Here is a 25,192-nt window from a genome sequence, read left to right on the forward strand (position 1 = left end):
ACAAGCTGCATGTCGGGAAATGGGGTAGGTATACAATCGTCCAGGTCGTCCGCGCGAGGCGCGGGGCTTACCGAATACCTGATCGTCGTCGCCGGTATTTCGCTGGCGGCGGCCGCGACCTTCGGCGCTTTCGGCGACACGATCCGGCATCAGACGGCCGGCATGGCATTGGAGCTCGCCGGGCTGGACAGTGGCAACGCCATCGCGGGCGCGGTAGCCAGTGCGGGCCGCGCGACCGATGCAGCCGCGGCGGGTGGCCCGTTTTTTGGCGGTGGCGGTGGCGGCGCGGCCGGCGGTGGCGGGCCCGGTGCTGGCGGCGGTGGTGCAGGCGCGGGTGGCGGTGGAGTCGACCCCAGCCTGCCGTACCAGCCGCCCGGTTCCGGCGGAAGCGGTGGTGCGGGAAGTGGCGGCGGCGGTAGTTCCGGTCCACCCCCTGTCATGTGCGTTGCCGCGGCCAGCGGTGGCGGCGGCCCGCAGGCCGCCTCGGCCACGTGCGACAGCGAGATGGCCCTCAGCGACGAGGGCGCAACATGGCTCAAGGATGTCGAAACGCTCGCGCTGCAGCCCTACGATGACCAGGTGGGTATCACCGACGAACCCATCACCGAATGGGTGGAGGGTGCGACCATCGGCTACGGCCATTTGATCCTCAAGTCCCAATGGGACACCTACAAGGATGGCATTACCGAGGAAGAAGCCGACGCGTTGTTTCTCGTCGACGCGGAACCCTTTATCGATGCAGTCAATGGAGCCATCACGGTCGAGGTGGAACAACACGAATTCGACGCCATGGTCATCATGGCGTTCAATATCGGCGAAGAGGGCTTCAAGAGCTCATCGGTGGCGAAGTTGGTCAATGATCCCGAGGCCACTACACCCTATGCCTCGCTGGAAGACGCTTGGAAGGCCTGGAACAAGTCCCAGGGGAAAATCAACCAGGGAGTGATCAACAGGCGTGAGGCCGAATGGGATATGTATTCTCAGGGCATCTATCGTCATTGGTGACGACACTCTTCATTGGAGCACGCTCGTGTCGAACAAGGCAGTCAATGCAGGTTTCTGGGCAGTGGGCATGGCCATGCTGGTCGGATGCTCTCCGGGTCAGCCGGAGGCTGGAGAAAGGGTTGCGAGTGCGCCTGCCGCTACTGGTACACCAACCGGTATTCCTGACGCCGCTCCCGCAAATCCTGCGGATCCGTGTGTGGCGGCTACCACGCCCGCGGTCGCGAGTCTGACGGGCCGCTACGAGGTCGTCTCTTTCGAACGGTTCCGCGGTGGACTGATGACGCGTGAGGCAGCGCTCGAAAAGGTAGGCGAAGCAATGCTGATGACCGAGGCTGAGTTCCGGTTTGAAGGGGAGCAGTTGGCCTCACCAAGGTATGAGATCGCCTGCCATAACGACGTGCCGGTCGAAGGCGAGGTTCCCACGTATGAAGCTCGGGGTTTAAGCACGTTCTATGGCGTTGCCAGCGATCGTGACGTGGTCTGGGTGATGACGGTCAACGACGCTGAGGGCAAGTATCACGCGAGCTTTGAGGTCGTCCCTGACAGCAGTGGGGCGGAACTCTGGCAACTTGGGGATGGCTGGCTCTTCGTGTTGGAGCGGGTTGAGGCCGATCCGGAATAGGTCCGGGTTTGGGGACAGCTTGCGCCAGATCCCGTTCCAGCTCAGTGCCCACCTGCCGCCGCGGCCGAGCTCTTCGCCGCGAATGGCGGCTTGGCGAACCAGACGAACACGATCACCAGCAGGAACAGGATGCCGAGCAGGTGGAAGATCTCGTTGAAGGCGATCTGCACCGCTTGCTGCGAGATCATCCCGTCGAGCATCACCGCGCCGCGTTGCAGGTCGCCCTGGCCGATCGCGGTGACGGTCTGCAGCATCGCCGGGTCGCTGGCGCTGATGTGTTCGGTCAGCTGCGCGTGGTGGATGGTGCCGCGCTGGTTCCAGCCCCAGGTCGTCAATGACGCGGCGAAGCTGCCGCCAAGCGTGCGCACGAACGTGGCCAATCCCGAGCCCGAGGCGATCTCGTGCGGCTCCAGGTCCGACAGCAATATCGTCAGCACCGGCATGAAGAACAATGCAACGCCGAGGCCCTGCCACAGTTGGACCATCGCCACCGACTGGAAGTCGACGTCGAGGTTGAAGCCGGCGCGCACGAAGCTGGTGAACGCCATCACGATGAAGGCGAAGCTGGCCAGCCAGCGCAGGTCCATGCGCATCGCGTACTTGCCGACCAGCGGCGTCAGCAGCACCGGCAGGATGCCGATCGGCGCGGTCGCGAACCCGGCCCAGATCGCGGTGTAGCCGAGGTTGCGCTGCAGCCACAACGGCACCAGCAGGCCGACGCTGAAGAACGCCGAATACGCCAGCACCATCGCGATGGTGCCGAAGGTGAAGTTGCGATGGCGGAACAGCTTGAGGTCGACGATCGGGTCTTTCTCGGTCAACTCCCAGATCAGGAATATCGCCAGCGCGATGACTGCGGTGATCGCCAGCACGATGATCTCGGTCGAGGCGAACCAGTCCTTCTCGTTGCCAAGATCCAATACGAGTTGCAGCGCGCCGACGCCGAGCACCAGCGTGGCGAGGCCGATGTAATCCATCTTCGGCTTTTCCAGCCGCTCCGGCCGGCCCTTCAGCTGCCGGCCCACCACGAAGCTGCAGAAGAAGCCGATCGGCACGTTGATCAGGAAGATCCATTCCCAGCTGTAGTTGTCGGTGATCCAGCCACCGAGGATCGGCCCCGCGATCGGCGCGACCACGGTGACCATCGCCAGCAGCGCGATTGCCTGCCCGCGCTTGTGCGGCGGGTACACCGAGATCATCAGCGCTTGGGTGATCGGGTACATCGGCCCGGCGACGAAGCCCTGCAACGCGCGCGCGCCGACCAGCGAGCCCATGCTGCCGGCCAGTCCGCACAGCAGCGAGGCGATCGAGAACAGCGCGGTCGCCCACATGAACAACTTGCGCTCGCCGAAGCGGCGCGTCAGGAAGCCGGTCAGTGGCAGCGCGATCGCGTTGCTGACCGCGAACGAGGTGATCACCCAGGTCGCCTGGCTACCGCTGCCGCCGAGGTTGCCGGTGATCGCCGGCAACGAGACGTTGGCGATGGTCAGGTCCAGCACCTGCATGAACGACGCCAGCGCAAGACCAATCGTGGTCAGCCAGAGCGTCGGCGGCCGGAAGGGTTCCGCGCCGGCGGAAGTTGTTGCCGCGGTCGCCATCTCAGCCGTGCTTCTTGCCGGCCAGGTTGTCGTGCACGATCTTTTCGATCAGCGCATCCGCGTCCGCCAGTTGCTCGCTGTAGGCGTCGGTCGACAGCACCGGCTTGGCCGGCGGCTTGGCGGCGAGCACCGCGCCGTCCTGGTCGTGGACGTCGACGTCGACGCTCATGCTCAGGCCCATCCGCAGCGGATGCTCGGCAAGCTGCTTGGAATCCAGGTCGATCCGCACCGGCACGCGCTGGACGATCTTGATCCAGTTGCCGCTGGCGTTCTGCGCCGGCAACAGCGAGAACGCGCTGCCGGTGCCCATGCCGAGGCTGCCGATGGTGCCGTCGAAGGTGACGTCGTCGCCGTACAGGTCGGCGTGGACCTCGACCGGCTGGCCGATGCGCATGTCGCCGAGCTGGGTTTCCTTGAAGTTCGCTTCGACCCACATCTGCTCCAGCGGCACGATCGTCATCAGCGACGCGCCCGGCTGCACGCGCTGGCCGAGTTGCACGTGGCGCTGGGCGACGTAGCCGGAGACGGGCGCGACGATCGACGCGCGCTGCAGTGCGAGGTAGGCCTGTCGCACCTGCGCAGCCGCGGCGCGGACCTGTGGCTGCTCGGCGACCGGGTTGCCGGAATCGACCATCGCGCGGTTGCGCGACAGCTGGCCCTGCGAGGCCGACAACGCGGCCTGCGCGGCGGACAACTGGTCGCGGGCGTGGGCCAGTTCCTCGGCCGAGACCGCGCCGCTGGCGACCAGCCCTTCGCGACGGGCGACATCGTTGCGCGCGCGCTCGACCGCGACCCGCTGCGCGTCCAGTTCGGCCTGTCCGGCATCGACCACGCTGTACAGCCCGCGCACCTCGCGCACGGCGCTGGCGAGGTTGGCGACGGCCTGCTCGTAGGCGACCCTGGCGTCGTTGGGATCAAGCTGCACCAGCACCTGGCCGGCGTGCACCTTCATGCCGTCGTCGACCCCGATGCTGACCACCGTGCCGGCGGTCTGCGGGGTGATGCTGACCACGTTGCCCTGGGCGTAGGCATCGTCGGTGTCCTGGTGCCAGCGCGCGACCAGCAGGTACCACGCGGTCCAGATGATCGCGGCGACCGCGATCACCGCGGCGAGGATCAGCAGCGCCCTGCGGCGCTTGTTGCTCTTCGGCGGCTCGGCCGCGGCGGTGGCTTGCGGATTGAATTCGGTGGTCATGGCGTGGGGTTCCGGGCTGGGGCCGTGGCGATGTCTGGAGTGGTGGGCGCGGTGAGCACGAGGCCGCCGCCGAGCGCGTGGTCGAGGTCGATCGCGGCGGCCAGTCGCTGACTGCGCAATGCGACGATCTGCTGGTCGAACTGCAGCAGCGGCTCCTGCGCCGACAGCACGTCGATCTGGTTGCCGAGCCCGGCGCGGTAACGCGCGGTGGCGATGTCCCAAGCCGATTGGGCGGCGTCGCGGGCCTGCACGGTGGTGGCGATCCGGCCGTCGAGCTCGCGCATCGCCTGCAACGCGTCGGCGACCTCACGCAGGGCGCCGACCAGGCTCTGGTTGTAGCCGGCGACGGCGAGGTCGTAGTCGGCGTTGCTGCCGGCCAGCTGGTTGCGCAGGCGGCCGCCGTCGAAGATCGGCAGGCTGATCGCCGGGCCGCCGTAGGCCAGCAGTGCATCGCTGCCGAACAGGTCCGACAACCCGCCCGAGGCGAGGCCCGCCATCGCGCTGAGGTTGATGGTCGGGTAGAACGCGGCCTTGCTGGCGTCGATGCCGTGGCGCGCGGCCTCGACCCGCCAGCGTGCGGCGACCACGTCGGGGCGGTGGCCGAGCAGCTCGCTTGGCAGCACGTCGGGTACGGTCGGGGCGGGCGCGTCGAGTAATCGCGGTGCGGTGATCTGCAGCCCACGGTCGGGGCCTTGGCCGAGCAAAGCGGCAAGCGCGTTGCGGGCGGCATCGATCTGCTGCTCCGCGGCCTGCGCCTGTTGCCGCGCGCTGGCGGCGTTGGCCTCGGCGAGGCGGATCTGCAGGTTGTTGTCGAGGCCCGCGTCGACCCGCTGCTGGCCGAGGTGGAGCAACTCGCTGGAGCGAGCCTGCTCTTCGAGCGCAACGTCTTTCGCTTCATGCGCCTGCGCCAGCACCACGTAGGCGCGCGCGATGTTGGACGCCAGCGTCAACCGTGCGGCCTGGGCGTCGACTTCAGCCGCACGGGCTTCGCCCAGCGCAGCCTGCCACTGCGCGCGCTGGCCTCCCCAAAGGTCGGGGCTGTACTTGAAATTGAGGGTCAGCAGGGTGCTGCCGTTGGTTTCGCCGCCGAGCTCATCGCCGGCCAGCGTCGACGGGATCCGCACGACCGAGTACTGCGCACCGGCGCCGAGCGTCGGCGACCGGGCGGCGTCGGCCAGCCCGGCGCGGGCGATCGCCTGGCGCACGCGGGCATCGGCGGCGGCCAGGCTCGGGGTACCGGCCAGTGCTTCGGTGATCAGTGCGTCGAGTTGCGGATCGCCGAACGCGGTCCACCAGTCCTGCCGGGGGAAGGCGGAATTGGAGATCGATGCGTCCGTCGCAGCGTCGATGCCGAGGCTGTGGCTCGCGGCGAGGCTGTCGGGGTCGAGCGGATCGCCGGACGGCGCCAGCCCGCGGGTGCTCGCGCAACCGGCCAGCAGCACGCCGAGGGAAATCGCGAGGAAAACGGGCCCCAGCCCGCGGTGCGGGCGAAATTCGTTCGAAGGCATGGGTCAGGAACCGGAAGGAGGTTGGAGGTTGTCGCGGGCCTGTTCGAGCAGGCGGGTGAGCTGGGCGCGGTCGGCCTCGCTCATGCCGGCCATGGCGCGCTCGCGCACGCGCATGCCGCACTGGTTGATGTCGTGCCAGATCACGGTGCCGGCTTCGGTCAGGCCGATGTTGGTGGCGCGGCGGTCGTCGGGGTCGGCGGTCCTCGCGATCAGGCCCTTGGCCTCGAGCTTGTCGAGCAGGCGGGACATCGCGCCCGGGTTGACCTCCGCGGCGCGGGCCAGGTCGGTCACGCCGGCGGTGCCGGTCGCGAGCTTCTTGAGGGTGATGTACTGGCTGAAAGTCAGGTCATGACCGAGTCCGGCCAGTTCCTGCTCCATCCGTGCCCACATCGCGTCGCGCAACTGGCGGAACATCAGCCCGAGGGTCGAGCCGCTGCAAGGCTGGTTCGGGGTCGGCGGGGTGGGCGTGGAGCTCATGGCGCGGAATATTGCTAGCCCGGGCAATAGTTGTCAAGGCAAATATTGTCCGGACAAGCAATTCGCCCGATTCGGTAAAAGCCCCTATTCAGCTGGTGCGATGCAGCACCAGTTCCAACACGAACTTGCTGCCGAAGAACGCCAGCACCAGCAGCGCCATCGCGGCCAGGGTCCATCTCACCGCGACCGCCCCGCGCCAGCCGTAACGCCAGCGGCCCAGCAGCAAGCCGCCGAACGCCAGCCACGACAGCACGCTGAGCACGGTCTTGTGGGCCAGGTGCTGGGCGAACATGTTTTCGACGAACAGCGCGCCGGTCAGCAGGGTCGCGGTGAGCAGCACGAAGCCGACCCCGATGGTGCGGAACAGCAGCGTTTCCAGTTCAACCAGCGGCGGCAGGGCACGCAGCCAGCCGTGGAACTCGCGGCGACGCAGGCCGCGTTCCTGCAGCCACAGCATCAGCGCCAGCAGCGCCGCGATCGCCAGCGTCGCGTAGGCGAGCAGGGCGGTCCAGGCATGCAGTTGCAGGCGCCAACCCAGCGGCTCCGGCGGCACGTGGCCATAGGCCTGGTAGCCGCCGAGTGCCAGGGCGGCCAGCGGGAACACCACCACGCCCAGCGCACGCATGCGCCCGGATGCACCGACGATGGTGGTCAGCGCCGCCATGCCGAGACCGACCAGCGACAGCGCGGCGAAGAAGTGCATGTCGGCGCCGCCGGTACCGCGCCAGGCGAGCAGGTGCGCGGCGGCGTGCAGGCCGACACCGATGGCGGCCAACACCAGCCAGGTCCTGCCGGGTCCGCGGTCGCGCCGCACGTTGGCGACCAGCAGTCCGGCGGCGGCGAGATAAAGCAGGATCGCGATGAGAACGATTGTCATCGGCCGAGTGTCGCACGCCTTCCCCTGTAGGAGCGGCTTCAGCCGCGATCTGGAATCGTTCGCCCGCGCGACTCCAGATCGCGGCTGAAGCCGCTCCTACGAAAAGCCGGCCGAGTCAGTGTTTGGAGCCTCCGGGCTATACTTCGCAACCGATTTTTCCTACCTCCGCAGGTCCGCCCCCATGTTCGAATCCCTGACCCAGCGCCTGTCCGGCACCGTCGAGCGCCTGCGTGGCCGTGGCCGCCTGTCCGAGGAGAACATCCGGGAATCACTGCGCGAAGTACGCATCGCATTGCTCGAGGCCGACGTCGCGTTGCCGGTGGTGCAGGCGATGATCGAACGGATCAAGGTCCGCGCGGTCGGCCAGGAAGTGCTGAAGTCGCTGACCCCGGGCCAGGCCCTGATCAAGATCGTGCGCGACGAGATGACCGCGGTCATGGGGTCACAGGCCAGCGACCTGAACCTCAACGTGCCGGCGCCGGCGGTGATCCTGATGGCCGGCCTGCAGGGCGCGGGCAAGACCACCACCGTCGCCAAGCTGGCGAAGCACCTCAAGGACAAGCGCAAGAAGAAGGTCATGGTGGTGTCGGCCGACGTCTACCGGCCGGCCGCGATCGAGCAGTTGAAGACGCTGGCCGAGCAGGTCGACGTGATGTTCTTCCCGTCGCAGGCCGACCAGAAGCCCGAAGCCATCGTCCGTGCCGCGATCGCCGATGCCCGCAAGTCGTTCGCCGACGTGCTGATCGTCGATACCGCCGGCCGCCTCGCGATCGACGAGGCGATGATGTCGGAGATCAAGGCGCTGCATGGCGCCGTGAACCCGGCCGAGACCCTGTTCGTGGTCGACTCGATGACCGGCCAGGACGCGGCCAACACCGCCAAGGCCTTTGGCGAGGCGCTGCCGCTGACCGGCGTGGTGCTGACCAAGACCGATGGTGATGCCCGCGGCGGCGCGGCGCTATCGGTGCGCTACGTGACCGGCAAGCCGATCAAGTTCATCGGTGTCAGCGAGAAGCCCGACGGCCTCGACGTGTTCCACCCCGAGCGCGTGGCCAGCCGCATCCTCGACATGGGCGACGTGCTGTCGCTGGTCGAGCAGGTCGAACAGCAGGTCGACCAGGACAAGGCCGCCAGGCTCGCGGCGAAGGTCGCCAAGGGCAAGAAGTTCGATCTCAACGACATGAAGGACCAGCTCGAGCAGATGCAGAACATGGGCGGCATCAGCGGCCTGATGGACAAGCTGCCGGGCATGGGCCAGATCCCCGAGTCGGTCAAACAGCAGGTGACCGGCAAGGAGGTCCCGCGGCTGGTCGCGATCATCAACTCGATGACCCTGAAGGAGCGCCGCAACCCGGCCTTGTTGAACGGCTCGCGCCGCAAGCGCATCGCCGCCGGCTCCGGCATGACCCCGGCCGACGTCAACAAGCTGATGAAGCAGTACCAGCAGATGGAAAAGATGATGGGCAAGCTTGGCCGCGGCGGCATGAAGGGCATGATGCGCGGCATGAAGGGGATGATGGGCGGCCGCGGCGGCATGCCGTTCTAGGAGCTTCCCGTAGGAGCGGCTTCAGCCGCGATCGTAGAATCGGTCGCCCGCGCCGACTCCAGATCGCGGCTGAAGCCGCTCCTACAAAAAACCCGGAAATTCCTCTATACTTGTTGGCTTACCTCGCCATTCCGGCGACTGGGCTACACAGGACACAACGACCATGGTCAAGATTCGACTGACCCGCGGCGGCGCCAAGAAGCGTCCCTTCTACCACATCATCGTCACCGACAGCCGCAGCGCCCGCGACGGCCGCAACATCGAGCGCGTCGGTTTCTACAACCCGGTGGCCGCCGGCGCCGAGAAGCGCGTCGAGCTTGACACCGCGCGCGTCCAGCACTGGCTGGGCCACGGCGCGCAGCTGACCGACAAGGTCGCCGTGCTGTACAAGGAAGCGCTGAAGTCGGCCGACGCGCCGGCGACCGCCGCCTGACCTGCAGGCCGCGCCCCGTGCGCGGCCGCATGACGACATGAACGATCCAGGGCGCCGCATCCTTCTCGGCAAGGTTGCCGGCGCCCTTGGCTTGCGTGGCGAGGTCAAGCTCGAGTCCTGGACCGAGCCGCGCGATGCGATCTTCCGCTACCAGCCCTGGACCCTGCGCGACGCCCAGGGCAACGAACGCGAGATCAGCGGCGTGCAGGGCCGCGAAACCGGCAAGCACGTTGTCGCAACGTTTCCCGGCGTCGCCGACCGCGATGCCGCCGATGCCCTGCGTGGGCTGGAGATCTACGTCCCCCGCACCGCGCTGCCGCCGGCCAGGCCCGGCGAGTTTTACTGGGCTGACCTGGAAGGCCTGCGCGTGGTGACGGTCGATGGGGTCGAGCTGGGCACCGTCTCGCACCTGTTCTCGACCGGCGCCAACGACGTGCTGGTCGCCCGCGACGACGAACGCGAACGCATGATCCCGTTCGTCCAGCCGCAGTACGTCACCTCGATCGACATCGATGCCGGCGTGATCACGGTCGACTGGGATCCCGACTTCTAGCGGCCGGTGACGACCATGCGCATCGACGTCATCAGCCTGTTTCCCGAGTTCATCGCCCAGTGCGCCGCGTTTGGCGTGACCGGGCGCGCGGCCGAGCGCGGCCTGCTGTCGCTGCACGGCTGGAACCCGCGTGATTACGCCGAAGGCAGCTACCGCCGGGTCGACGACCGCCCGTTCGGCGGCGGCCCCGGCATGGTGATGCTGATCGACCCGCTGCGGGCCAGCCTCACGGCCGCGCGCGCAGCCGATCCGGCGCCAGGCCGGACGATCTACCTGAGTCCCCAGGGCGCCCCGTTGACCCAGGCCAAGGTTCGCGAACTGGCTACCCACGACCGCCTCGTGCTGCTGTGCGGCCGCTATGAAGGCATCGACGAGCGCCTGGTCGCGGCCGAGGTCGACGAGGAAGTCTCGATCGGCGATTACGTGCTGTCCGGCGGTGAGCTGGCGGCCGCAGTGCTGGTCGACGCGATCGCCCGGCTGCAGGACGGCGCGCTCAACCACGCCGAATCCGCGACCCAGGACAGTTTCGAGGACGGTCTGCTCGACTGCCCGCATTACACCCGGCCGGTCGAGCACGAACTCGGGACGGTGCCGCCGGTGCTAATGTCCGGCAACCACGCCGAGATCGCGCGCTGGCGCCGCCAGCAGTCGCTGGCGCGGACGGTGCAACGGCGCCCAGAGCTGCTGGGCGAGGCGGATTTGTCGAAGGCGGACCGCAAATTGCTGGCCGAATGGCGCGCGGGGCAGGGCGGGGAACCGGAATAATCCGCCAACTACTGGCCACGCAAGGAAAAATCCCGCTATAATTCGCCGCTTAGCTACGCCTTGCTCCATCCAATGCCAGACGCGGGTCCACGTGCACTCGCGCTACAACGAATCCAACAGGCAGGCCGCAAAGGCCATCCAACCAGGTCAACGTCATGAACAAGCCCTCGCTCAACACGCTGCTGCAGAACTTCGAATCCGAACAGGTCACCCGCGAGCTGCCCGACTTCAGCCCCGGCGACACCGTCGTCGTCAACGTCAAGGTCAAGGAAGGCAACCGCGAGCGCGTCCAGGCCTATGAAGGCGTGGTCATCGCGACCAAGAACGCCGGCCTGAACTCGGCCTTCACCGTGCGCAAGATCTCGCACGGCTTCGGCGTCGAGCGCGTGTTCCAGAGCCACAGCGCGATCATCGACTCGGTCGAGGTCAAGCGCCGCGGCAAGGTCCGCGCCGGAAAGCTCTATTACCTGCGTGGCCTGGAAGGCAAGAAGGCTCGCATCAAGGAAGACTTGGCCGCGTACGCGAAGGCCAAGGCCGAAGCGGCCGCTGCGAAGTAATTCGCGCTCCGCGATACGCAATGACGGCCGCCCCAGGGCGGCCGTTTGCGTTTGTATACGTCGATGCGGGTTTCTGTAGGAGCGGCTTCAGCCGCGATCTGGAGTCATTTCGTTCGCGCCGACTGCCGATCGCGGCTGAAGCCGCTCCTACAATGGCCCCATGGCTGAGCCTGATATCACCGCCACCGTGCGCCTCGACCTGTGGCTGTGGGCCGCGCGGTTCTACAAGACGCGCGCGCTGGCCAAGCATGCGATCGAGACCGGCAAGGTCGAGGTCGACGGCCAGCGTGCCAAGCCGTCGCGGACGCTGCGGGTCGGCGACGCGCTGCGTATCGGCCGCGGTGACGAACTGTTCGAGGTCACCGTGTTGGCGCTCGCCGACAAGCGCGGCCCGGCCACCGTGGCGCGGACCCTGTTCGAAGAGTCGGAGGCATCGCGTATCGAACGCGAGCGCATCCGCGCGCTGCGCGCCGCCGAACGGGCCGGTTACCGTCCGCCCGAAACCAAGCCCGACAAGCGCGCCCGCCGCTTGATTCGCGCCCTGGGCGATATCGACAGCCTCTGACCGGCATCAGTCCTCGGCGTCGTCGGCGAAAACCGGTAGCCCCGGGCTGCGCCGGAACTCAAAGATCAGCCGGGTTTCGATATGGGCGACTTCGTCGCGCTCGGTGAATGCAGCCAGCGCAAAGTCGCGCAGGTGGTTGCTGTCGCGCACGCCCACGTGCACCAGGAAGTCGTCGGCGCCGGCCAGGTGGTAGAACGCCAGGACCTCGTCCAGCTCCAACAGGTGCTGGTGGAAGCTGTCGACCAGGTTGCGCGAGTGGCGAGCCAGCCGCACCGAAACCATCGCTTGCAGGCCGATGCCCACCGCCGCCGGTGCGATCTCGGCGTGGTAGCCCAGGATCGTGCGCGATTCGTGCAGCCGACGCACCCGCTCCAACGCCGTCGAGGGTGCAATCCCGCAACGTTCGGCCAGGCTCTTGTTGGGTAGCCGCGCATTCTTCCGCAACAGGCGCAGCAAGGCGAAGTCGGTTCGGTCGGGTGCGGCCATGAAAGGCTCCGTGGAAATATTGTTCTGTACAGGGAATTTCTGTGGAACAGGATTCTATAGTCGATGCCACTTATCGACATTGTGGCCCACATGACCGACCGATTCGAAACCATTGCCGTCCATGCCGGCCGTGATGACTTCCGCCAGCTCCGCGTGCATGCGCCGCCGTTGGACCTGTCCACCACGTATCCGGTGGACGACCTGGACAACGGTACGGCCAGTTTCGATGCGCTGGTTGCGGGTCAGGCGAGTGCCGACAACCCGATCTATGCGCGCCTGCACAACCCGACCGTGGCCCGCACCGAGGCGGCACTGGCTCGGCTGGAGGGCACCGAGGCCTGCGTCGCCTACGGCTCAGGCATGGCCGCGCTGACCGCGGTGCTGATGGCGCGCCGCCAGCACGGTAGCCACGTGCTGGTGGTGCGGCCGCTGTACGGCACGTCCGACCACCTGCTGGCCAGCGGTCTGTGCGGGCTGGAGGCGGAGTTCCTCGATGCCGGGCAGATCGCCGAGCGTCGTCGCGCCGACACCGCGCTGGTCATCATCGAGACCCCGGCCAATCCGACGCTTGGACTGGTCGACATCCAGGCTGTGGTGGCCGCCGCGGGCGAGGTTCCGGTACTGGTCGATTCGACCTTCGCCACCCCGGTCCTGCAGAACCCGGCGCAGTTGGGCGCGGCGTACGTGCTGCACAGTGCGACCAAGTTCCTCGGTGGCCATGGTGACGTGATCGCCGGCGTGGTCTGCTGTGCCGAGTCGCTGGCGCAACCGCTGCGGACCGTGCGCGCGGCCACCGGCGCGCTGCTGCACCCGTTGGCGGCCTACCTGCTGCACCGTGGGCTGCCGACGCTGGCGTTGCGGGTGGAGCGCGCGCAGGTCAACGCTCAGCTGCTGGCGCAGCGGCTGGCCGATCATCCGGCGGTGTCGCGGGTGTTCTACCCGGGGCTCGGGACGGTCCGCAATGCCGACCTGGTGTCGGTGCAGATGCGTGGACCGGGCGCGTTGATCGCATTCGAACTTGTCGACGGCTATCAAGCTGCAGCGTCGGTGATGCGGGCGGTGCGTCTGATGACGCCGGCGGTGAGCCTGGGCTCGGTCGACACGCTGATCCAGCATCCGGCCGGGCTGACCCATCGGGTGGTCGCGGCGGCAGACCAGTTGGCAAACGGAATCACACCGGGATTGCTGCGGCTGTCGGTCGGGATCGAGCACGCCGAGGATCTATGGCAGGACCTCGCGCAAGCACTGGCTGCCGCCAACGAGGCCGGCGGCCGGCGCGTGGCTTGAGCCGCGGCATCATCAGCGTCCGCCGGTAAAGATCGAGCCGCCGAGCTTGAGCAGGTCGGATACGTCGGCATCACCGTCGCCGTCGCGATCGAGCACCGCACCAAGCAGGCCGCCGCCAATCCCGCCCTGCTGGCGGATCTGTTGCTGTTCCTGTCCGAGCACATTGCCCAACGCTTGTGGGCTGACCTCGGCGTTGCCGCCGCCGAGCACGCGCTTGGCCAGGTAGGCCATCACGATCGGGGCGAGCATTTTCAGCAGCGAATTGGCGCGATCGCCACCCAGTCCGGTCGCCGCTCCCAGCCCCTGCGCCGCGGTCTGCTCGCGGGCGCCGAACACGTGGCCGAGGATGTCGCCGCCGCCACCGCCACCGCCGAGGACCGAACCCAGCACGCTGCCCACGTCGAGCCCGGCATGGTCTTTTTGCAGCGCACCGAACAGCGCCTGCGCGCCCTGCGGCTGGCTTGCGTTGCGGCCCAGCGCGCCCATCAGCAGCGGCAGCGCGGCCGATACGGCGTTGGCGGTCTCGTCGGGCGCCAGTCCGAGTTGCTGGCTCATCTGTTGCAGCGGCTGGCCTTGCAGCTGGTGGATCAGGTCGTTGGTCAGGGAGGCGGCCATGGCGAGTCCATCCGTGTTGGGGGAAGCCCGATCCTAGCGCCAAACCGCTGGCCGTTGGCCATGTCGGGGGGCGGGGCTACTCGAACGAACGGCTCGCGCTGAGCCCGACCAGCCAGTTGCGACCGGGTGACGGCTCGTAATAGCGACCGCCGCCGGAATTGACGATGACGGAACCGATGATGTCGCGGTCGAACAGGTTGTTGATGCGCACGAATCCACGCCAGTCCAGCCCTGCGGCGCTGAAGCGGCGTTCGGCCGCGAGGTCGAAGCGGGTATACGCGGGCGCCGCTTCGGTATTGCCGTCGTCGACGTAAACGCGGTCGACGAAGCGGCCGTCGAGCAGGATGTCGGTGCGGTCGGATGGGCTCCAGCGCAGCTCCGCCCAGGCGAGGTGTCGTGACAGGCCGGGAATGTGCCGACCGGCCTCGATCAACGGGTCCTCTTCAGCGCACGGCGCCTCGGCACACACCGCGAAGTCGGTCAGATATCGGGCATCGAGCAAGGTGTAGCTGCTGGCGAAATACCATTGTTTGGCCAGCTCGCCCGATGCCGCCAGTTCCAGCCCGCGGCGGCGCGAGACCCCGGCGTTGTCGTAGATGCTGCGTCCGCCGTCGTTGGCCACGACCACCAGCTCGTCCTCGGTGCGGCTCTGGAATACCGCCGCGGACCAGTCGAGGCGGTCGGTGCGGGCGCGCAGGCCGAGCTCATGGTTGCGGCTGCGGGCCGGGCGCAGGTCATCGTTGAGGCCGCCGAGGCCGTCGCTGCGATAGGCCAGTTCGGAGAAGGTCGGGGTCTCGAAACCACCGCCGGTGTTGGCGTACACGCTGAGCCGGTCGGTCGCGCGGAACAGCACGCCGGCGACCGGCGAGGTACGCGAATACTCCAGCGCGCCGCTGTCGTCGGGATTGATGTCGGTGATGAAGTGGTCGTTCGAGTCGAACTCCACCCGGCTGTGGCGTGCGCCGATGTTGACCCGCCAGCGCTCGGTCGGCTCCCAGTCGGCCTGCACGTAGACGTCGCGCGCGGTGACCCGGTTGCGCTCGTCGCGCCGCAACGCACCGACCACGCCGATGCGCTCGCCGATGAAGTTCTCATTGCCGAGGCGGCGCTCGTCGGAGACTTCGTAGTCGAGGCCGGTGGTCACCGAGAACGGTCGCTGCCACAGCTGCGTGGACCAGCGCCAGCGGCTGTCGATGCCGAAGTAATCGCGGTCGAGGTCGATCGCGCCGCCGTTGTGCAGCGGGTTGTCTTGCTGGACGGCCACCGGCACCGACAGCATCTGCGTGGTCTGGCGGTTGCCGCCATAGGCGGTGACTGCGTAGGCGTGGCTGGCCGACAGTTCCTGCTCAATGCGCGCGCCGAGCTGGTGCTGGCGGACGGTCTTGCGGGTGTCGAACGCCAGTGCGCCATCGCTGGCGGCGCGGCGGTCGTCCTGCAACTGCTCCGAGGTCAGTCCCTGCGGATCATCGGCTTCGAGGTCGAGGCTGTTGAGCAGCAAGGTGTAGCGGGCATCGTTCGCGAACGTGCCGCGCAGGAGCGCTTGCCCGCTGCTTCGCCGGGCGGCGCTGTGGTCGCGGTAGCCGTCGCTGTCGACGTTGACAAGGTCGAGCAGGAAGTCGCCGTCGTCGTCGCGGCGGCCGGTCGGAGTGTGGAACGATATCGACGAGCGCTGCAGTCCGTCGTCGCCTGCGACCAGTCCGGCGCGCAGGAGCGGCTGGTCCGGCGCGTCGGCGGTGAACAGCGAAATGACGCCGCCCGATGCATTGCCGTACAGCGCCGAGAACGGCCCACGCAGCACCTCGATGCGTCCGGCGGATTCCAGCGGGAAGTGCGAGACCTGGCCCTGGCCGTCGGGCATCGTCGCCGGGATGCCGTCGGTGTACAGGCGTACGCCACGTACGCCGAAAGTCGCGCGTGCGCCGAAGCCGCGGACCGAGACCTGCAGGTCCTGCGCCTGGTTCTGCCGGTCGCGCGCGACCACGCCGGGGACGCGCTGCAGCGATTCGGACAGGTCGATCTTCGGTTGCCCGCGGCCGATCTGCTGCGCGGTGATGACGTCGATCGCGGCGGGTACCAGCAGGGCGTCGTCAGGGCTGCGTGTCGCGGTCACGACCACTGGGTCGAGTTCGGTGGCTTCGTCCGTTGACTGGGCCAGTGCGGGAGTGGTCAGCAGTGCGGTCGCCGTGGCAACGGCGAGCAGGGAAACACGCATTGGGCGTCCTTGTGGATGGTGCGCGGGGTAGGGTGCGCCACCAACATAGGCAACGCATGGGCCCCGGCGGGTGAAGGGTGTGCCAACGACAGCGTTTGCGCATCAACAACCAGCCCTTGTTTGCGCATCAACGACGGGCCTTTGTAGGAGCGGCTTCAGCCGCGATCCGGAGTAGGCCGGGCGACCAACTATCAGATCGCGGCTGAAGCCGCTCCTACAACAGCGCCAGCTATCGTCACCCCAGCGACTTCAGGCGGTACAGCGCTTCCAGCGCCTGCTTCGGCGTCAGCTCGTCGGGATCGATCGCGGCCAGCGCCTCGAGTGCGGCGGAGGCGGGTGCGAACAGTCCGATCTGCTGCGGTTGGTCCAGCGCCGCTGCAGCCATTGACGGCTTCGGCGCGTCGCGACTCTGCTGCTCCAGTTCGGCCAGCCGGCCACGTGCCTGGTTGACCACGGAGCGCGGCAGTCCCGCCAACGCCGCGACCTGCAATCCGAAGCTGCGATCGGCCGGGCCGTCCTTGACCGCGTGCATGAACACCAGCGTGTCGCCACGTTCGCTGTCGTGGTGCTCGACCGCGTCGAGATGGACGTTGGCGATGCCGCTGTTGGGTTCGGCCAACGTAGTTAGTTCGAAATAGTGGGTCGCAAACAACGTGTACGCGCGATTGGCGTGGGCCAGATGCCGCGCACACGCCTCGGCCAGCGCGAGGCCATCGTAGGTCGAGGTGCCCCGGCCGATCTCGTCCATCAGCACCAGTGACTCGCTGGTGGCGTGATGCAGGATGTAGCTGGTCTCGCTCATCTCGACCATGAAGGTCGATTGCCCGCGGGCGAGGTCGTCGCCGGCGCCGATGCGGGTCAGGATGCGGTCGATCGGGCCGATCACCGCGCGCGACGCCGGCACGAAGCTGCCGATGTGCGCGAGCAGCACGATCAGCGCGTTCTGGCGCATGTAGGTGCTCTTGCCACCCATGTTGGGACCGGTGATGACCAGCATCCGGCGGTCGTCGTGCAGGTGCAGGTCGTTGGGCTCGAACGGCTCGCTGCGCACCGCCTCGACCACCGGGTGGCGGCCGCGCTCGATGGTGATGCCGGGCTCGTCGGACAGTTCCGGTCGCGACCAGTCCAGCGCCTGCGCGCGTTCGGCCAGACCGGCCAGTACGTCGAGTTCGGCAAGCGCGGCGGCGCAGCGTTTCAACGGCTCCAGTCGTTCGCCGAGCGCGTCCAGCAACTGTTCGTACAACAGCCGTTCGCGGGCGAGGGAACGCTCTCGCGCCGACAGCACCTTGTCCTCGAACTGCTTGAGTTCCTCGGTGATGTAGCGTTCGGCGTTGGTCAGGGTCTGGCGACGGGTGTAATGGGTCGGGGCCTTGGCCGCGTGGGCCTTGCTGACTTCGAGATAGTAGCCGTGCACGCGGTTGTAGCCGACCTTCAGTGTGGCGATGCCGCTGGCCTCGCGTTCGCGGGTTTCGAGGTCGACGAGAAACTGGTCGGCGGTCGACGACAGCGTGCGCAACTCGTCGAGCTCGGCGTCGTAACCCTCGGCGAACACGCCACCATCGCGTGCAAGCACCGGCGGTTGTTCGACGATGGCCGAACGCAGCAGGTGGGCGTGTTCGTCGTGCTCGCCGAGTTCGGCCGCCAGTTCGTCGAGGCGCGGCGAGTCGAGCGGGCCGAGTACGCGGCGCAGTTCCGGCAGCAGACCGAGGCCATCGCGCAGGGTCGACAGGTCGCGCGGGCGGGCGCTGCGCAGGGCGATACGGGTGAGGATGCGTTCGAGGTCGCCGAGCGCGCGGAATTGCGTGCGCAGGTCGTCGCCGGCTGCTTCGGCGAGCACATCGACGGCGTGGTGGCGCAGGCGCAGTGTCGCGCGGTCGCGCAGCGGGCGGTGCAGCCAGCGGCGCAGCAGGCGGCCGCCCATCGGGGTCACGGTGGAGTCGAGCACGCCGAGCAGGGTGTGGCGGGTGTCGCCGTCGACCCGGGTGTCGAGTTCGAGGTGGCGGCGGGTCGCGGCGTTCATCGCGATCGCGCCATCGCCGGATTCGATCGCGATCGAGGTCAGGTGCGGCAGTCGCTGCTTTTGGGTTTCCTCGACGTAGCCGAGCAGGGCGGCAGCAGCGGAAATCGCCAGCGGCCGGTCGTCCAGGCCGAAGCCGGTCAGGTCGTGCAGGCCGAAGAATTTCAGCAACTGGCGGCGCCCGCTGTCGGCGTCGAACAACCATGGCGCACGTCGACGCAGGCCGCTGCGCTCGACCACGAACGCCGGCCAGCCGTCCTCGTCGGCGCACAGGGTCTCGGCCGGCTCCAGCCGCGCGAGTTCGGCTTCGAGCGCGTCCTCGCTGGCGACTTCGTTGACCATGAAGCGGCCGCCGGCGAGGTCGGCCCACGCCAGTCCGAACCCCACCTTGTTGCGCGACACCGCCAGCAGCAGGGTGTCGCGGCGCTCGCTCAGCAGCGCCTCGTCGGTGACAGTGCCCGGGGTGACGATGCGCACCACCTTGCGCTCGACCAAGCCCTTGCTCGCGGCCGGGTCGCCAATCTGCTCGCAGATCGCGACCGACTCGCCCAGCGCCACCAGCCGCGCCAGGTAACCCTCGGCGGCGTGGTGCGGCACCCCCGCCATCGGGATCGGCTGGCCGGCCGAGCTGCCACGCTGGGTCAGGGTGATGTCGAGCAGCTTCGCGGCCTTGCGCGCGTCATCAAAGAACAGCTCGTAGAAGTCACCCATGCGGAAGAACAGCAGCACGTCCGGATGCTCCGCCTTGGCGGCGAAGAACTGCTTCATCAGGGGCGTGTGCGCGTCGGTGCTGCGGGCGTTTGCGGCGGAACTGGACTGGGGCACGGCTCGGCGGTCGGAAAAAGCGAGGGGAGCGGGCGGACCCGGTTCGATGGCCACAGTATGCCAGTCGCCATCGCGGTGGCCGGGCTGCTGCAATGCGGCATGCGCTTCCATACGCTGCCGTGTAGGTTCTGTGCCAGCGGTCACAGCCGCGGTGTTCCGTCAGGCTGTTTTCGCCAGCCGCATGTTCGGGGAATGTCCTGCGGTCATTCGGCAACAACTCTGGGGAGAGTCGCGATGGATTCGAGCAGGCTGGATCGGAAGATCCTGGTACTCGCAGTGGTGGCGGTCCTCGGCGCCGGGTTGGCGCCCGCGCATGCGCAACAGGCCGCTGACCCGGCCGCCGGCGAGGATGAGGCGACCACGCTGTCGGCCATCACCGTCACCGCGCAGAAGCGCGAGGAAGCGCTGCAGGACGTGCCGATCGCGATCACCGTCTTGCCCGAGCAGCTGCTGCAGGACACCGGCGTGCGCGACATCAAGGACATGCAACTGCTGGTCCCGGGACTGACCGTCACCAGCACCCAGAGCGCGGTGCAGACCACCGCGCGCATCCGCGGCATCGGTACGGTGGGCGACAACCCGGGCCTGGAATCGTCGGTCGGGGTGGTCATCGATGGCGTGTACCGGCCGCGCAACGGCGTCGGCTTTGGCGACCTGGGCCAGATCGAGCGGATCGAAGTGCTGAAGGGGCCGCAGGGGACGGTGTTCGGCAAGAACACCTCGGCTGGCGTGATCAACGTGGTCACCCGCCGTCCGCATTACACCACCGAGGTCGAGGGCGAACTCACCGTCGGCAACTATGACGCACTGGGCGCATCGGCATCGCTCAACACGCCGCTGGGCGACAACGCGGCCTTCAGCGTTTACGCGGCCAAGCGCAAGCGCGACGGCCACATGGAGGTGCGCACCGGCGCCGGCCCGCGTCGCGAGACCGAGGATTACGACCAGAACTTCCATTCGCTGCGCGGGCAACTGCTGCTGGAGCCGACCGACGACCTCGACATCAACTTCATCGCCGACTTCACCAGTCGCGAGGAGAACTGCTGCACCGGCGTGACCATCGTCCGCGAGAACACCCCGGGGTTGCCGTTCAACGCGCCGATGCAGGTGATCAACGCGCTGGCCGGCGGCGAAGGCGTGAGCCCGGCCGTCGATCCGTTCGCACGGGTGGCCTACAGCAACCGCGGCACCGAACAGGACATCAAGGACAAGGGCATCTCGGCCGAGCTCGACTGGGCCACGCCATGGTTCGGAGGCGCCGACCTGACCTCGATCACCGCGGTGCGCGACTGGCAGGCGATCAACGGCCTGGACTTCGACTTCAGTGCCGCCGACGTGCTGTACCGCGCGCCGGACCCGGACGAATCGTTCACCGGCTTCGAGACCTTCAGCCAGGAGTTCCGCCTGACCGGGTCGACCGCCAGCGTCGACTGGATGGTCGGGATGTTCTATGCCGACGAGGACCTCGACCGGCACGACTCCTACCGGATCGGTGCGGCGTACGAGCCCTACCTGTCGACGCTGGTCGGCAGCCAGGTGCTCGGCGGGCTCGCTGCACAGTTGGGGCCGATGGGCATCACCGTCGACCAGTCGAACCCGGCGTTGTTCTTCTCGCAGGTCAGCGGGCAGCCGTTCGGCGGCAACTTCGCCGGTCTTGGCGCGCTCGACCGATACGACCAGAACTCGCGCAGCTTCGCGTTGTTCACCAACAACACCTGGCATGCCACCGACGCGCTCGACCTGACCCTGGGCCTGCGTGCGACGCGCGAGAACAAGACCCTGGATTCGATCTATTCCAACCCCAACGGCAGCGTGGGTTGTGGCTCGGTGCTGGCCAATCCGGCCGGGCGCGTCGCCGCGGCCTTGATGGCCCGTGGTGTTCCGATCACGGCGCTGCCACCGGCGGTGCAGGCGCAGATCCTCGGCGCCGTCGCACCGCAGGTCGCGGGCTACATGTGCCTGCCGTGGGCCAACGCCCTGCACAACGGCCGGGTCACCCACCAGGAGCGCGACGAGGACGAATGGTCGGGCACGTTGAAGGCGGCCTACCGCTGGAACGAGCAGGTGATGACCTACCTGTCGGCCGCGCGCGGCTACAAGGCCGGCGGCTTCAACCTCGACCGCGTGCAGTCGTCCAACGGTATGTCCAGCGGTACCGCGGGTATCGCGCCGGTGGATGACACCTCGTTCCCGGGCGAGTTCGTCGACAGCTACGAGCTCGGCGCACGCACCACATGGGCCGACGGCAACCTGTTGCTCAATGCGACCCTGTTCCACCAGACCTACACCGACTTCCAGCTCAACAGCTTCCTCGGCACCAGCTTCGTGGTGCGGGCGATCCCGGAAGTCGTGTCGCAGGGCGTCGATGCCGAGGCGATCTGGCAGACCGGCATCGAGGGGCTGTTGCTGCAGGGCGGGGTGATGTATGCCGACACGCGCTATGGCGACGAGACGTTGCCCGACGCCGATCTCGCGTTGCTGCCTGGCAGTCGCGCGAGCTTCGCGCCGCTGTGGTCGACCAGCGGTTCGCTGACCTACGAACACGGCTTCGGTGCCGACCTGCTGGCGCGCTTCAACATCGGCGCGAAGTACACCTCCGACAGCAATACCGGCTCCGATCTCGACCCGCAGAAGGCGCAGGCCGCCTACACCGTCGCCAACGCCCGGCTTGGCTTCGGCGCCCGCGACCGTAGCTGGATGCTGGAACTGTGGGCGGACAACCTGACCGACGAGGAATACATCCAGGTTGGCTTCGATGCCCCGTTGCAGGCCGGCGCGTGGAACGCCTTCCTGGGCGCACCGCGCACCTACGGCGTGACCTTGCGCGTTCGGTACTGAGCACCGCGGGGCTTTCGTAGGAGCGGCTTCAGCCGCGATCTGGAGTCGGACGTACAACCGACCATCAGATCGCGGCTGAAGCCGCTCCTACACAGGCGCCGGTCCTCGCCCGGTATAGTCCGCCCATGAGCAAAGACGTATCCGACGCAGCCCTCCAGCGCCTCGCCGAGCAGGTCGGCGAGGCGGCCCGCAAGCACCACCATCGGCTGGTCACGGCCGAAAGCTGCACCGGCGGCTGGATCGCCAAGACCCTGACCGATATCGCCGGTGCCTCGGAGTGGTTCGAAAGCGGCATGGCCGCCTACAGTTACGAGGCCAAGCAGGCGCTGTTGGGTGTCCAGCCGTACACGCTGGAACAGCACGGCGCGGTCAGCCGGGAAACCGTGATCGAGATGGTATCCGGCGCGCTGGTGCATTCCGGCGCCAGCCTGGCGGTCGCGGTCACCGGCATCGCCGGCCCCGGTGGTGGCATCGAGGACAAGCCCGTCGGCACCGTGTGGATCGCCTGGAAGAGCCGCGGCGGCTACCCGACGGCGGTGGTGTTCCACTTCGACGGCGACCGTGAGGCCGTGCGTCGGCAGACAGTCGCGGCGGCGTTGCACGGGCTGCTCGACCTCGCCGCCTGAGACGTCGGGGAGGGGCTTGCGCCCCGCTGAAAGTTGTTAGTAGTATTACTAATAATGAACGCCCTGACCGAAACCCAGCAAGCCATCCTCGCCCTGATCGGCGAGCGCATCGCGGTTGACGGCATGCCGCCATCGCAGACGGAGATCGCCCGTGCGATGGGGTTCTCCGGCGTCCGCGCCGCGCAATATCACCTCGAAGCATTGGAACAGGCCGGCGTGATCCGCCGGGTGCCGGGCAAGGCGCGTGGTATCCAGTTGGTGCAACCGGACGCGGACGCCTCGCCGGGCGACCTGCCGCCATCGGACTTCGAAGACGCGCTGCGCCTGCCGATCCTCGGTCGGGTCGCTGCCGGCGCACCAATCGGCGCCGATGCCGGGGTCGACGACTACATCCTGCTCGACCGCAACATCTTCTTCCCGTCGCCGGATTACCTGCTCAAGGTCCAGGGTGACTCGATGCGGGACGAGGGCATTTTCGATGGCGACTTGATCGGCGTGCACCGGACGCCGGAGGCGCGCTCGGGGCAGATCGTGGTTGCCCGGATCGACGACGAGATCACGGTCAAGCTGCTGAAGATCGCCAAGGACCGTATCCGGTTGTTGCCGCGCAACCCGGATTACGCCCCCATCGAAGTGCTGCCCGACCAGGATTTCGCGATCGAGGGGCTGTACTGCGGGCTGGTACGGCGTGGTCATTGAGGCACAGCCGGTTCCGGTTTGCGTGCGGTCTGGCGCGGTGTTTTCCGACCCTTTGCCGGCATCTGTCCCGATCGCACGGACACATCGTCCCACGTTAACTTCGAAATCGTCGTCGTGGTCGCAGCCCCTGCGACCGACGCCGCCTAACCTGCATCCAACCACTTGACGCCACCCGAGGATTCCACGATGGACGAGAACAAGAAGCGTGCCCTGGCCGCCGCACTGGGCCAGATCGAAAAGCAGTTCGGCAAGGGCTCGGTCATGCGCATGGGCGACCGCGTGGTGGAAGCGGCGGAAGTGATCGGTACGGGCTCGCTGATGCTCGACATCGCGCTCGGTATCGGCGGTCTGCCCAAGGGTCGCGTGGTGGAAATCTATGGCCCGGAATCCTCGGGCAAGACCACCCTGACCCTGCAGGCGATCGCGCAATGCCAGAAGAATGGCGGCACCGCGGCCTTCATCGACGCCGAGCACGCGCTCGACCCGGTCTACGCCGCCAAGCTCGGCGTCAACGTCGATGACCTGCTGCTGTCGCAGCCCGACACCGGCGAGCAGGCGCTGGAGATCGCCGACATGCTGGTGCGTTCGGCAGCGGTCGACATCGTGGTGATCGACTCGGTCGCCGCGCTGACCCCGCGTGCGGAGATCGAGGGCGAGATGGGCGACCAGTTGCCCGGCCTGCAGGCCCGCCTGATGAGCCAGGCGCTGCGCAAGCTGACCGGCAACATCAAGCGCTCGGGCACGCTTGTGGTGTTCATCAACCAGCTGCGCATGAAGATCGGCCAGATGATGCCGGGCCAGAGCCCCGAGGTGACCACCGGCGGCAATGCGCTGAAGTTCTACGCCTCCGTGCGCCTCGACATCCGCCGGATTGGCGCGGTCAAGAAGGGTGACGAGATCATCGGCAACCAGACCAAGATCAAGGTGGTCAAGAACAAGATGGCGCCTCCGTTCAAGCAGGTGTTCACCGAGATCCTGTACGGCCAGGGCATCTCGCGCGAGGGCGAGCTGATCGACATGGGCGTCGACGCCAAGCTGGTGCAGAAGGCGGGTGCCTGGTACAGCATCGGCGAGGAGCGCATCGGCCAGGGCAAGGAGAACGCCCGCCAGTACCTGAAGGAGAACCCGGAGCTGGCCGAGCAACTGGAAGCCACGCTGCGCGAGAAGTTCGTGCCGGCCGAAGCCAAGCCAGGCGAAGACGAAGGAGATGCGGCGGATTCAGACGCCTGAGCCGCGCGACTGATCGATGCAGGACGACGCTCCCGATGATGACGGGCTGCCCGGTGGCGACACCGGGGGCCTGTTCGGCCCTGAAGGGGCAGTGGGCCGGGGCCGCCGGCGCAAGCGGCCGGTGGCCACCACCACCCAGCGTGCGTTGGCCCTGCTGGTACGGCGGGAGCACTCGCGCAAGGAGCTGGCCCGCAAGCTGGTGACGCGCGGGCTCGACCCGGTCGAGGTCGACCAGGCCGTCGACAAGCTCACGGATGCCGGTTGGCAGGACGATGGGCGTTTCGCCGAAAGCCTCGTCCGCAACCGCGTCAATGGAGGGTACGGCCCGATCCACATCCGGGCCGAACTCCGCACCCATGATCTCGACAGTGACGCCATCGCCGCGGCGCTCGACAGCTTCGAAGGCGACTGGATCGAGAATGCCCGTGACCTGGTCCGCCGCCGCTTCGGCGACACCGTCCCGGATGACTCCGGCCTGCGCCGCAAGGCGGCGGACCTGTTGATGCGCCGCGGCTTCCCCGGTGACGTCATCCGCGCCGCAACCCGGCTGGATCCGGACGACTGATCGCCCGCGCTGCAGCGTCCAAACCCATGCCCTGATACGCTACCCGGCTAGTCCCGGTTGCCCGCGATCGCCGCTCCCCGTACGGGGTCCT

23 protein-coding genes are annotated in these 25,192 nt (G+C 67.7%); 14 read left to right on the forward strand and 9 right to left on the reverse strand.

What is annotated here, in order from left to right:
• Positions 1 to 9: 9 nt before the first annotated feature.
• Positions 10 to 1,005, forward strand: a complete 996-nt coding sequence (locus ACT9F5_RS00590) for a glycoside hydrolase family protein (protein WP_445118022.1) — start codon at positions 10 to 12, stop codon at positions 1,003 to 1,005.
• Between the two features lie 25 nt (positions 1,006 to 1,030).
• Positions 1,031 to 1,627 carry a hypothetical protein gene (locus ACT9F5_RS00595; RefSeq protein WP_445118023.1) on the forward strand — a complete coding sequence of 199 codons (597 nt, stop codon included), beginning with the start codon at positions 1,031 to 1,033 and terminating at the stop codon, positions 1,625 to 1,627.
• Positions 1,628 to 1,668: 41 nt separating this feature from the next.
• On the opposite strand, the gene ACT9F5_RS00600 is transcribed toward ACT9F5_RS00595, so the two are convergent.
• The 5 genes from ACT9F5_RS00600 to ACT9F5_RS00620 all read right to left on the reverse strand — a co-directional run bounded on the left by ACT9F5_RS00600 (position 1,669) and on the right by ACT9F5_RS00620 (position 7,282).
• Complete coding sequence (locus tag ACT9F5_RS00600) at positions 1,669 to 3,225, reverse strand: DHA2 family efflux MFS transporter permease subunit (RefSeq protein ID WP_445118024.1); 1,557 nt, start codon at positions 3,223 to 3,225, stop codon at positions 1,669 to 1,671.
• 1 nt (position 3,226) lies between these two features.
• Complete coding sequence (locus tag ACT9F5_RS00605) at positions 3,227 to 4,420, reverse strand: HlyD family secretion protein (protein WP_445118025.1); 1,194 nt, start codon at positions 4,418 to 4,420, stop codon at positions 3,227 to 3,229.
• A complete protein-coding gene (locus ACT9F5_RS00610) occupies positions 4,417 to 5,928 on the reverse strand; it encodes an efflux transporter outer membrane subunit (protein ID WP_445118026.1) in 1,512 nt (503 codons plus the stop codon). The genes ACT9F5_RS00605 and ACT9F5_RS00610 overlap by 4 nt, the downstream gene beginning before the upstream one ends.
• A gap of 3 nt (positions 5,929 to 5,931) precedes the next feature.
• Positions 5,932 to 6,405 (reverse strand): MarR family transcriptional regulator, encoded by a 474-nt coding sequence (locus ACT9F5_RS00615; RefSeq protein ID WP_445118027.1) that lies wholly within the window; start codon positions 6,403 to 6,405, stop codon positions 5,932 to 5,934.
• A gap of 88 nt (positions 6,406 to 6,493) precedes the next feature.
• Positions 6,494 to 7,282 carry a cytochrome c biogenesis protein CcsA gene (locus ACT9F5_RS00620; protein WP_445118028.1) on the reverse strand — a complete coding sequence of 263 codons (789 nt, stop codon included), beginning with the start codon at positions 7,280 to 7,282 and terminating at the stop codon, positions 6,494 to 6,496.
• A gap of 181 nt (positions 7,283 to 7,463) precedes the next feature.
• Between ACT9F5_RS00620 and ffh the strand changes: the two genes are divergently transcribed.
• From ffh to ACT9F5_RS00650, 6 genes are all read left to right on the forward strand, one after another.
• A complete protein-coding gene (gene ffh / locus ACT9F5_RS00625; protein WP_445118029.1) occupies positions 7,464 to 8,828 on the forward strand; it encodes a signal recognition particle protein in 1,365 nt (454 codons plus the stop codon).
• Positions 8,829 to 8,991: 163 nt separating this feature from the next.
• Positions 8,992 to 9,261 (forward strand): 30S ribosomal protein S16, encoded by a 270-nt coding sequence (gene rpsP / locus ACT9F5_RS00630; RefSeq protein ID WP_332614180.1) that lies wholly within the window; start codon positions 8,992 to 8,994, stop codon positions 9,259 to 9,261.
• Between the two features lie 37 nt (positions 9,262 to 9,298).
• A complete protein-coding gene (gene rimM, locus ACT9F5_RS00635; protein ID WP_445118030.1) occupies positions 9,299 to 9,814 on the forward strand; it encodes a ribosome maturation factor RimM in 516 nt (171 codons plus the stop codon).
• A 15-nt stretch (positions 9,815 to 9,829) separates the two neighbouring features.
• Positions 9,830 to 10,579 (forward strand): tRNA (guanosine(37)-N1)-methyltransferase TrmD, encoded by a 750-nt coding sequence (gene trmD, locus ACT9F5_RS00640; protein WP_445118031.1) that lies wholly within the window; start codon positions 9,830 to 9,832, stop codon positions 10,577 to 10,579.
• A gap of 155 nt (positions 10,580 to 10,734) precedes the next feature.
• Positions 10,735 to 11,136: a 50S ribosomal protein L19 gene (gene rplS, locus ACT9F5_RS00645; RefSeq protein ID WP_445118032.1), complete on the forward strand. Its 402-nt coding sequence runs from the start codon at positions 10,735 to 10,737 to the stop codon at positions 11,134 to 11,136.
• Between the two features lie 160 nt (positions 11,137 to 11,296).
• Positions 11,297 to 11,701 carry a S4 domain-containing protein gene (locus ACT9F5_RS00650; RefSeq protein WP_445118033.1) on the forward strand — a complete coding sequence of 135 codons (405 nt, stop codon included), beginning with the start codon at positions 11,297 to 11,299 and terminating at the stop codon, positions 11,699 to 11,701.
• Between the two features lie 6 nt (positions 11,702 to 11,707).
• Here the strand turns inward: ACT9F5_RS00650 and ACT9F5_RS00655 are convergent, their stop codons facing one another.
• Positions 11,708 to 12,187: a winged helix-turn-helix transcriptional regulator gene (locus ACT9F5_RS00655; RefSeq protein WP_445118034.1), complete on the reverse strand. Its 480-nt coding sequence runs from the start codon at positions 12,185 to 12,187 to the stop codon at positions 11,708 to 11,710.
• A 90-nt stretch (positions 12,188 to 12,277) separates the two neighbouring features.
• On the opposite strand from ACT9F5_RS00655, the gene ACT9F5_RS00660 reads away from it, so the two are divergent.
• Positions 12,278 to 13,474 (forward strand): PLP-dependent transferase, encoded by a 1,197-nt coding sequence (locus ACT9F5_RS00660; RefSeq protein WP_445118035.1) that lies wholly within the window; start codon positions 12,278 to 12,280, stop codon positions 13,472 to 13,474.
• A 12-nt stretch (positions 13,475 to 13,486) separates the two neighbouring features.
• Here ACT9F5_RS00660 and ACT9F5_RS00665 read toward each other — a convergent pair whose 3' ends face one another.
• The 3 genes from ACT9F5_RS00665 to mutS all read right to left on the reverse strand — a co-directional run bounded on the left by ACT9F5_RS00665 (position 13,487) and on the right by mutS (position 19,086).
• The gene (locus ACT9F5_RS00665) at positions 13,487 to 14,089 is read right to left on the reverse strand and encodes a DUF937 domain-containing protein (protein ID WP_445118036.1); all 603 of its coding nucleotides are present in this window, start codon (positions 14,087 to 14,089) and stop codon (positions 13,487 to 13,489) included.
• 76 nt (positions 14,090 to 14,165) lie between these two features.
• Positions 14,166 to 16,301 (reverse strand): TonB-dependent receptor domain-containing protein, encoded by a 2,136-nt coding sequence (locus ACT9F5_RS00670; RefSeq protein WP_445118037.1) that lies wholly within the window; start codon positions 16,299 to 16,301, stop codon positions 14,166 to 14,168.
• 235 nt (positions 16,302 to 16,536) lie between these two features.
• The gene (mutS, locus tag ACT9F5_RS00675; RefSeq protein WP_445118038.1) at positions 16,537 to 19,086 is read right to left on the reverse strand and encodes a DNA mismatch repair protein MutS; all 2,550 of its coding nucleotides are present in this window, start codon (positions 19,084 to 19,086) and stop codon (positions 16,537 to 16,539) included.
• Between the two features lie 291 nt (positions 19,087 to 19,377).
• On the opposite strand from mutS, the gene ACT9F5_RS00680 reads away from it, so the two are divergent.
• The 5 genes from ACT9F5_RS00680 (at position 19,378) to recX (ending at position 25,101) form a co-directional block, all read left to right on the forward strand.
• A complete protein-coding gene (locus ACT9F5_RS00680) occupies positions 19,378 to 21,981 on the forward strand; it encodes a TonB-dependent receptor domain-containing protein (RefSeq protein ID WP_445118039.1) in 2,604 nt (867 codons plus the stop codon).
• A 125-nt stretch (positions 21,982 to 22,106) separates the two neighbouring features.
• Positions 22,107 to 22,607: a nicotinamide-nucleotide amidohydrolase family protein gene (locus ACT9F5_RS00685; protein WP_445118040.1), complete on the forward strand. Its 501-nt coding sequence runs from the start codon at positions 22,107 to 22,109 to the stop codon at positions 22,605 to 22,607.
• 54 nt (positions 22,608 to 22,661) lie between these two features.
• The gene (lexA, locus tag ACT9F5_RS00690; protein WP_445118041.1) at positions 22,662 to 23,306 is read left to right on the forward strand and encodes a transcriptional repressor LexA; all 645 of its coding nucleotides are present in this window, start codon (positions 22,662 to 22,664) and stop codon (positions 23,304 to 23,306) included.
• 186 nt (positions 23,307 to 23,492) lie between these two features.
• A complete protein-coding gene (recA, locus tag ACT9F5_RS00695) occupies positions 23,493 to 24,536 on the forward strand; it encodes a recombinase RecA (RefSeq protein WP_445118042.1) in 1,044 nt (347 codons plus the stop codon).
• A gap of 16 nt (positions 24,537 to 24,552) precedes the next feature.
• The gene (recX, locus tag ACT9F5_RS00700; RefSeq protein WP_445118043.1) at positions 24,553 to 25,101 is read left to right on the forward strand and encodes a recombination regulator RecX; all 549 of its coding nucleotides are present in this window, start codon (positions 24,553 to 24,555) and stop codon (positions 25,099 to 25,101) included.
• Positions 25,102 to 25,192 lie beyond the last annotated feature (91 nt).

Source organism: Lysobacter sp. F6437 (assembly GCF_052547215.1).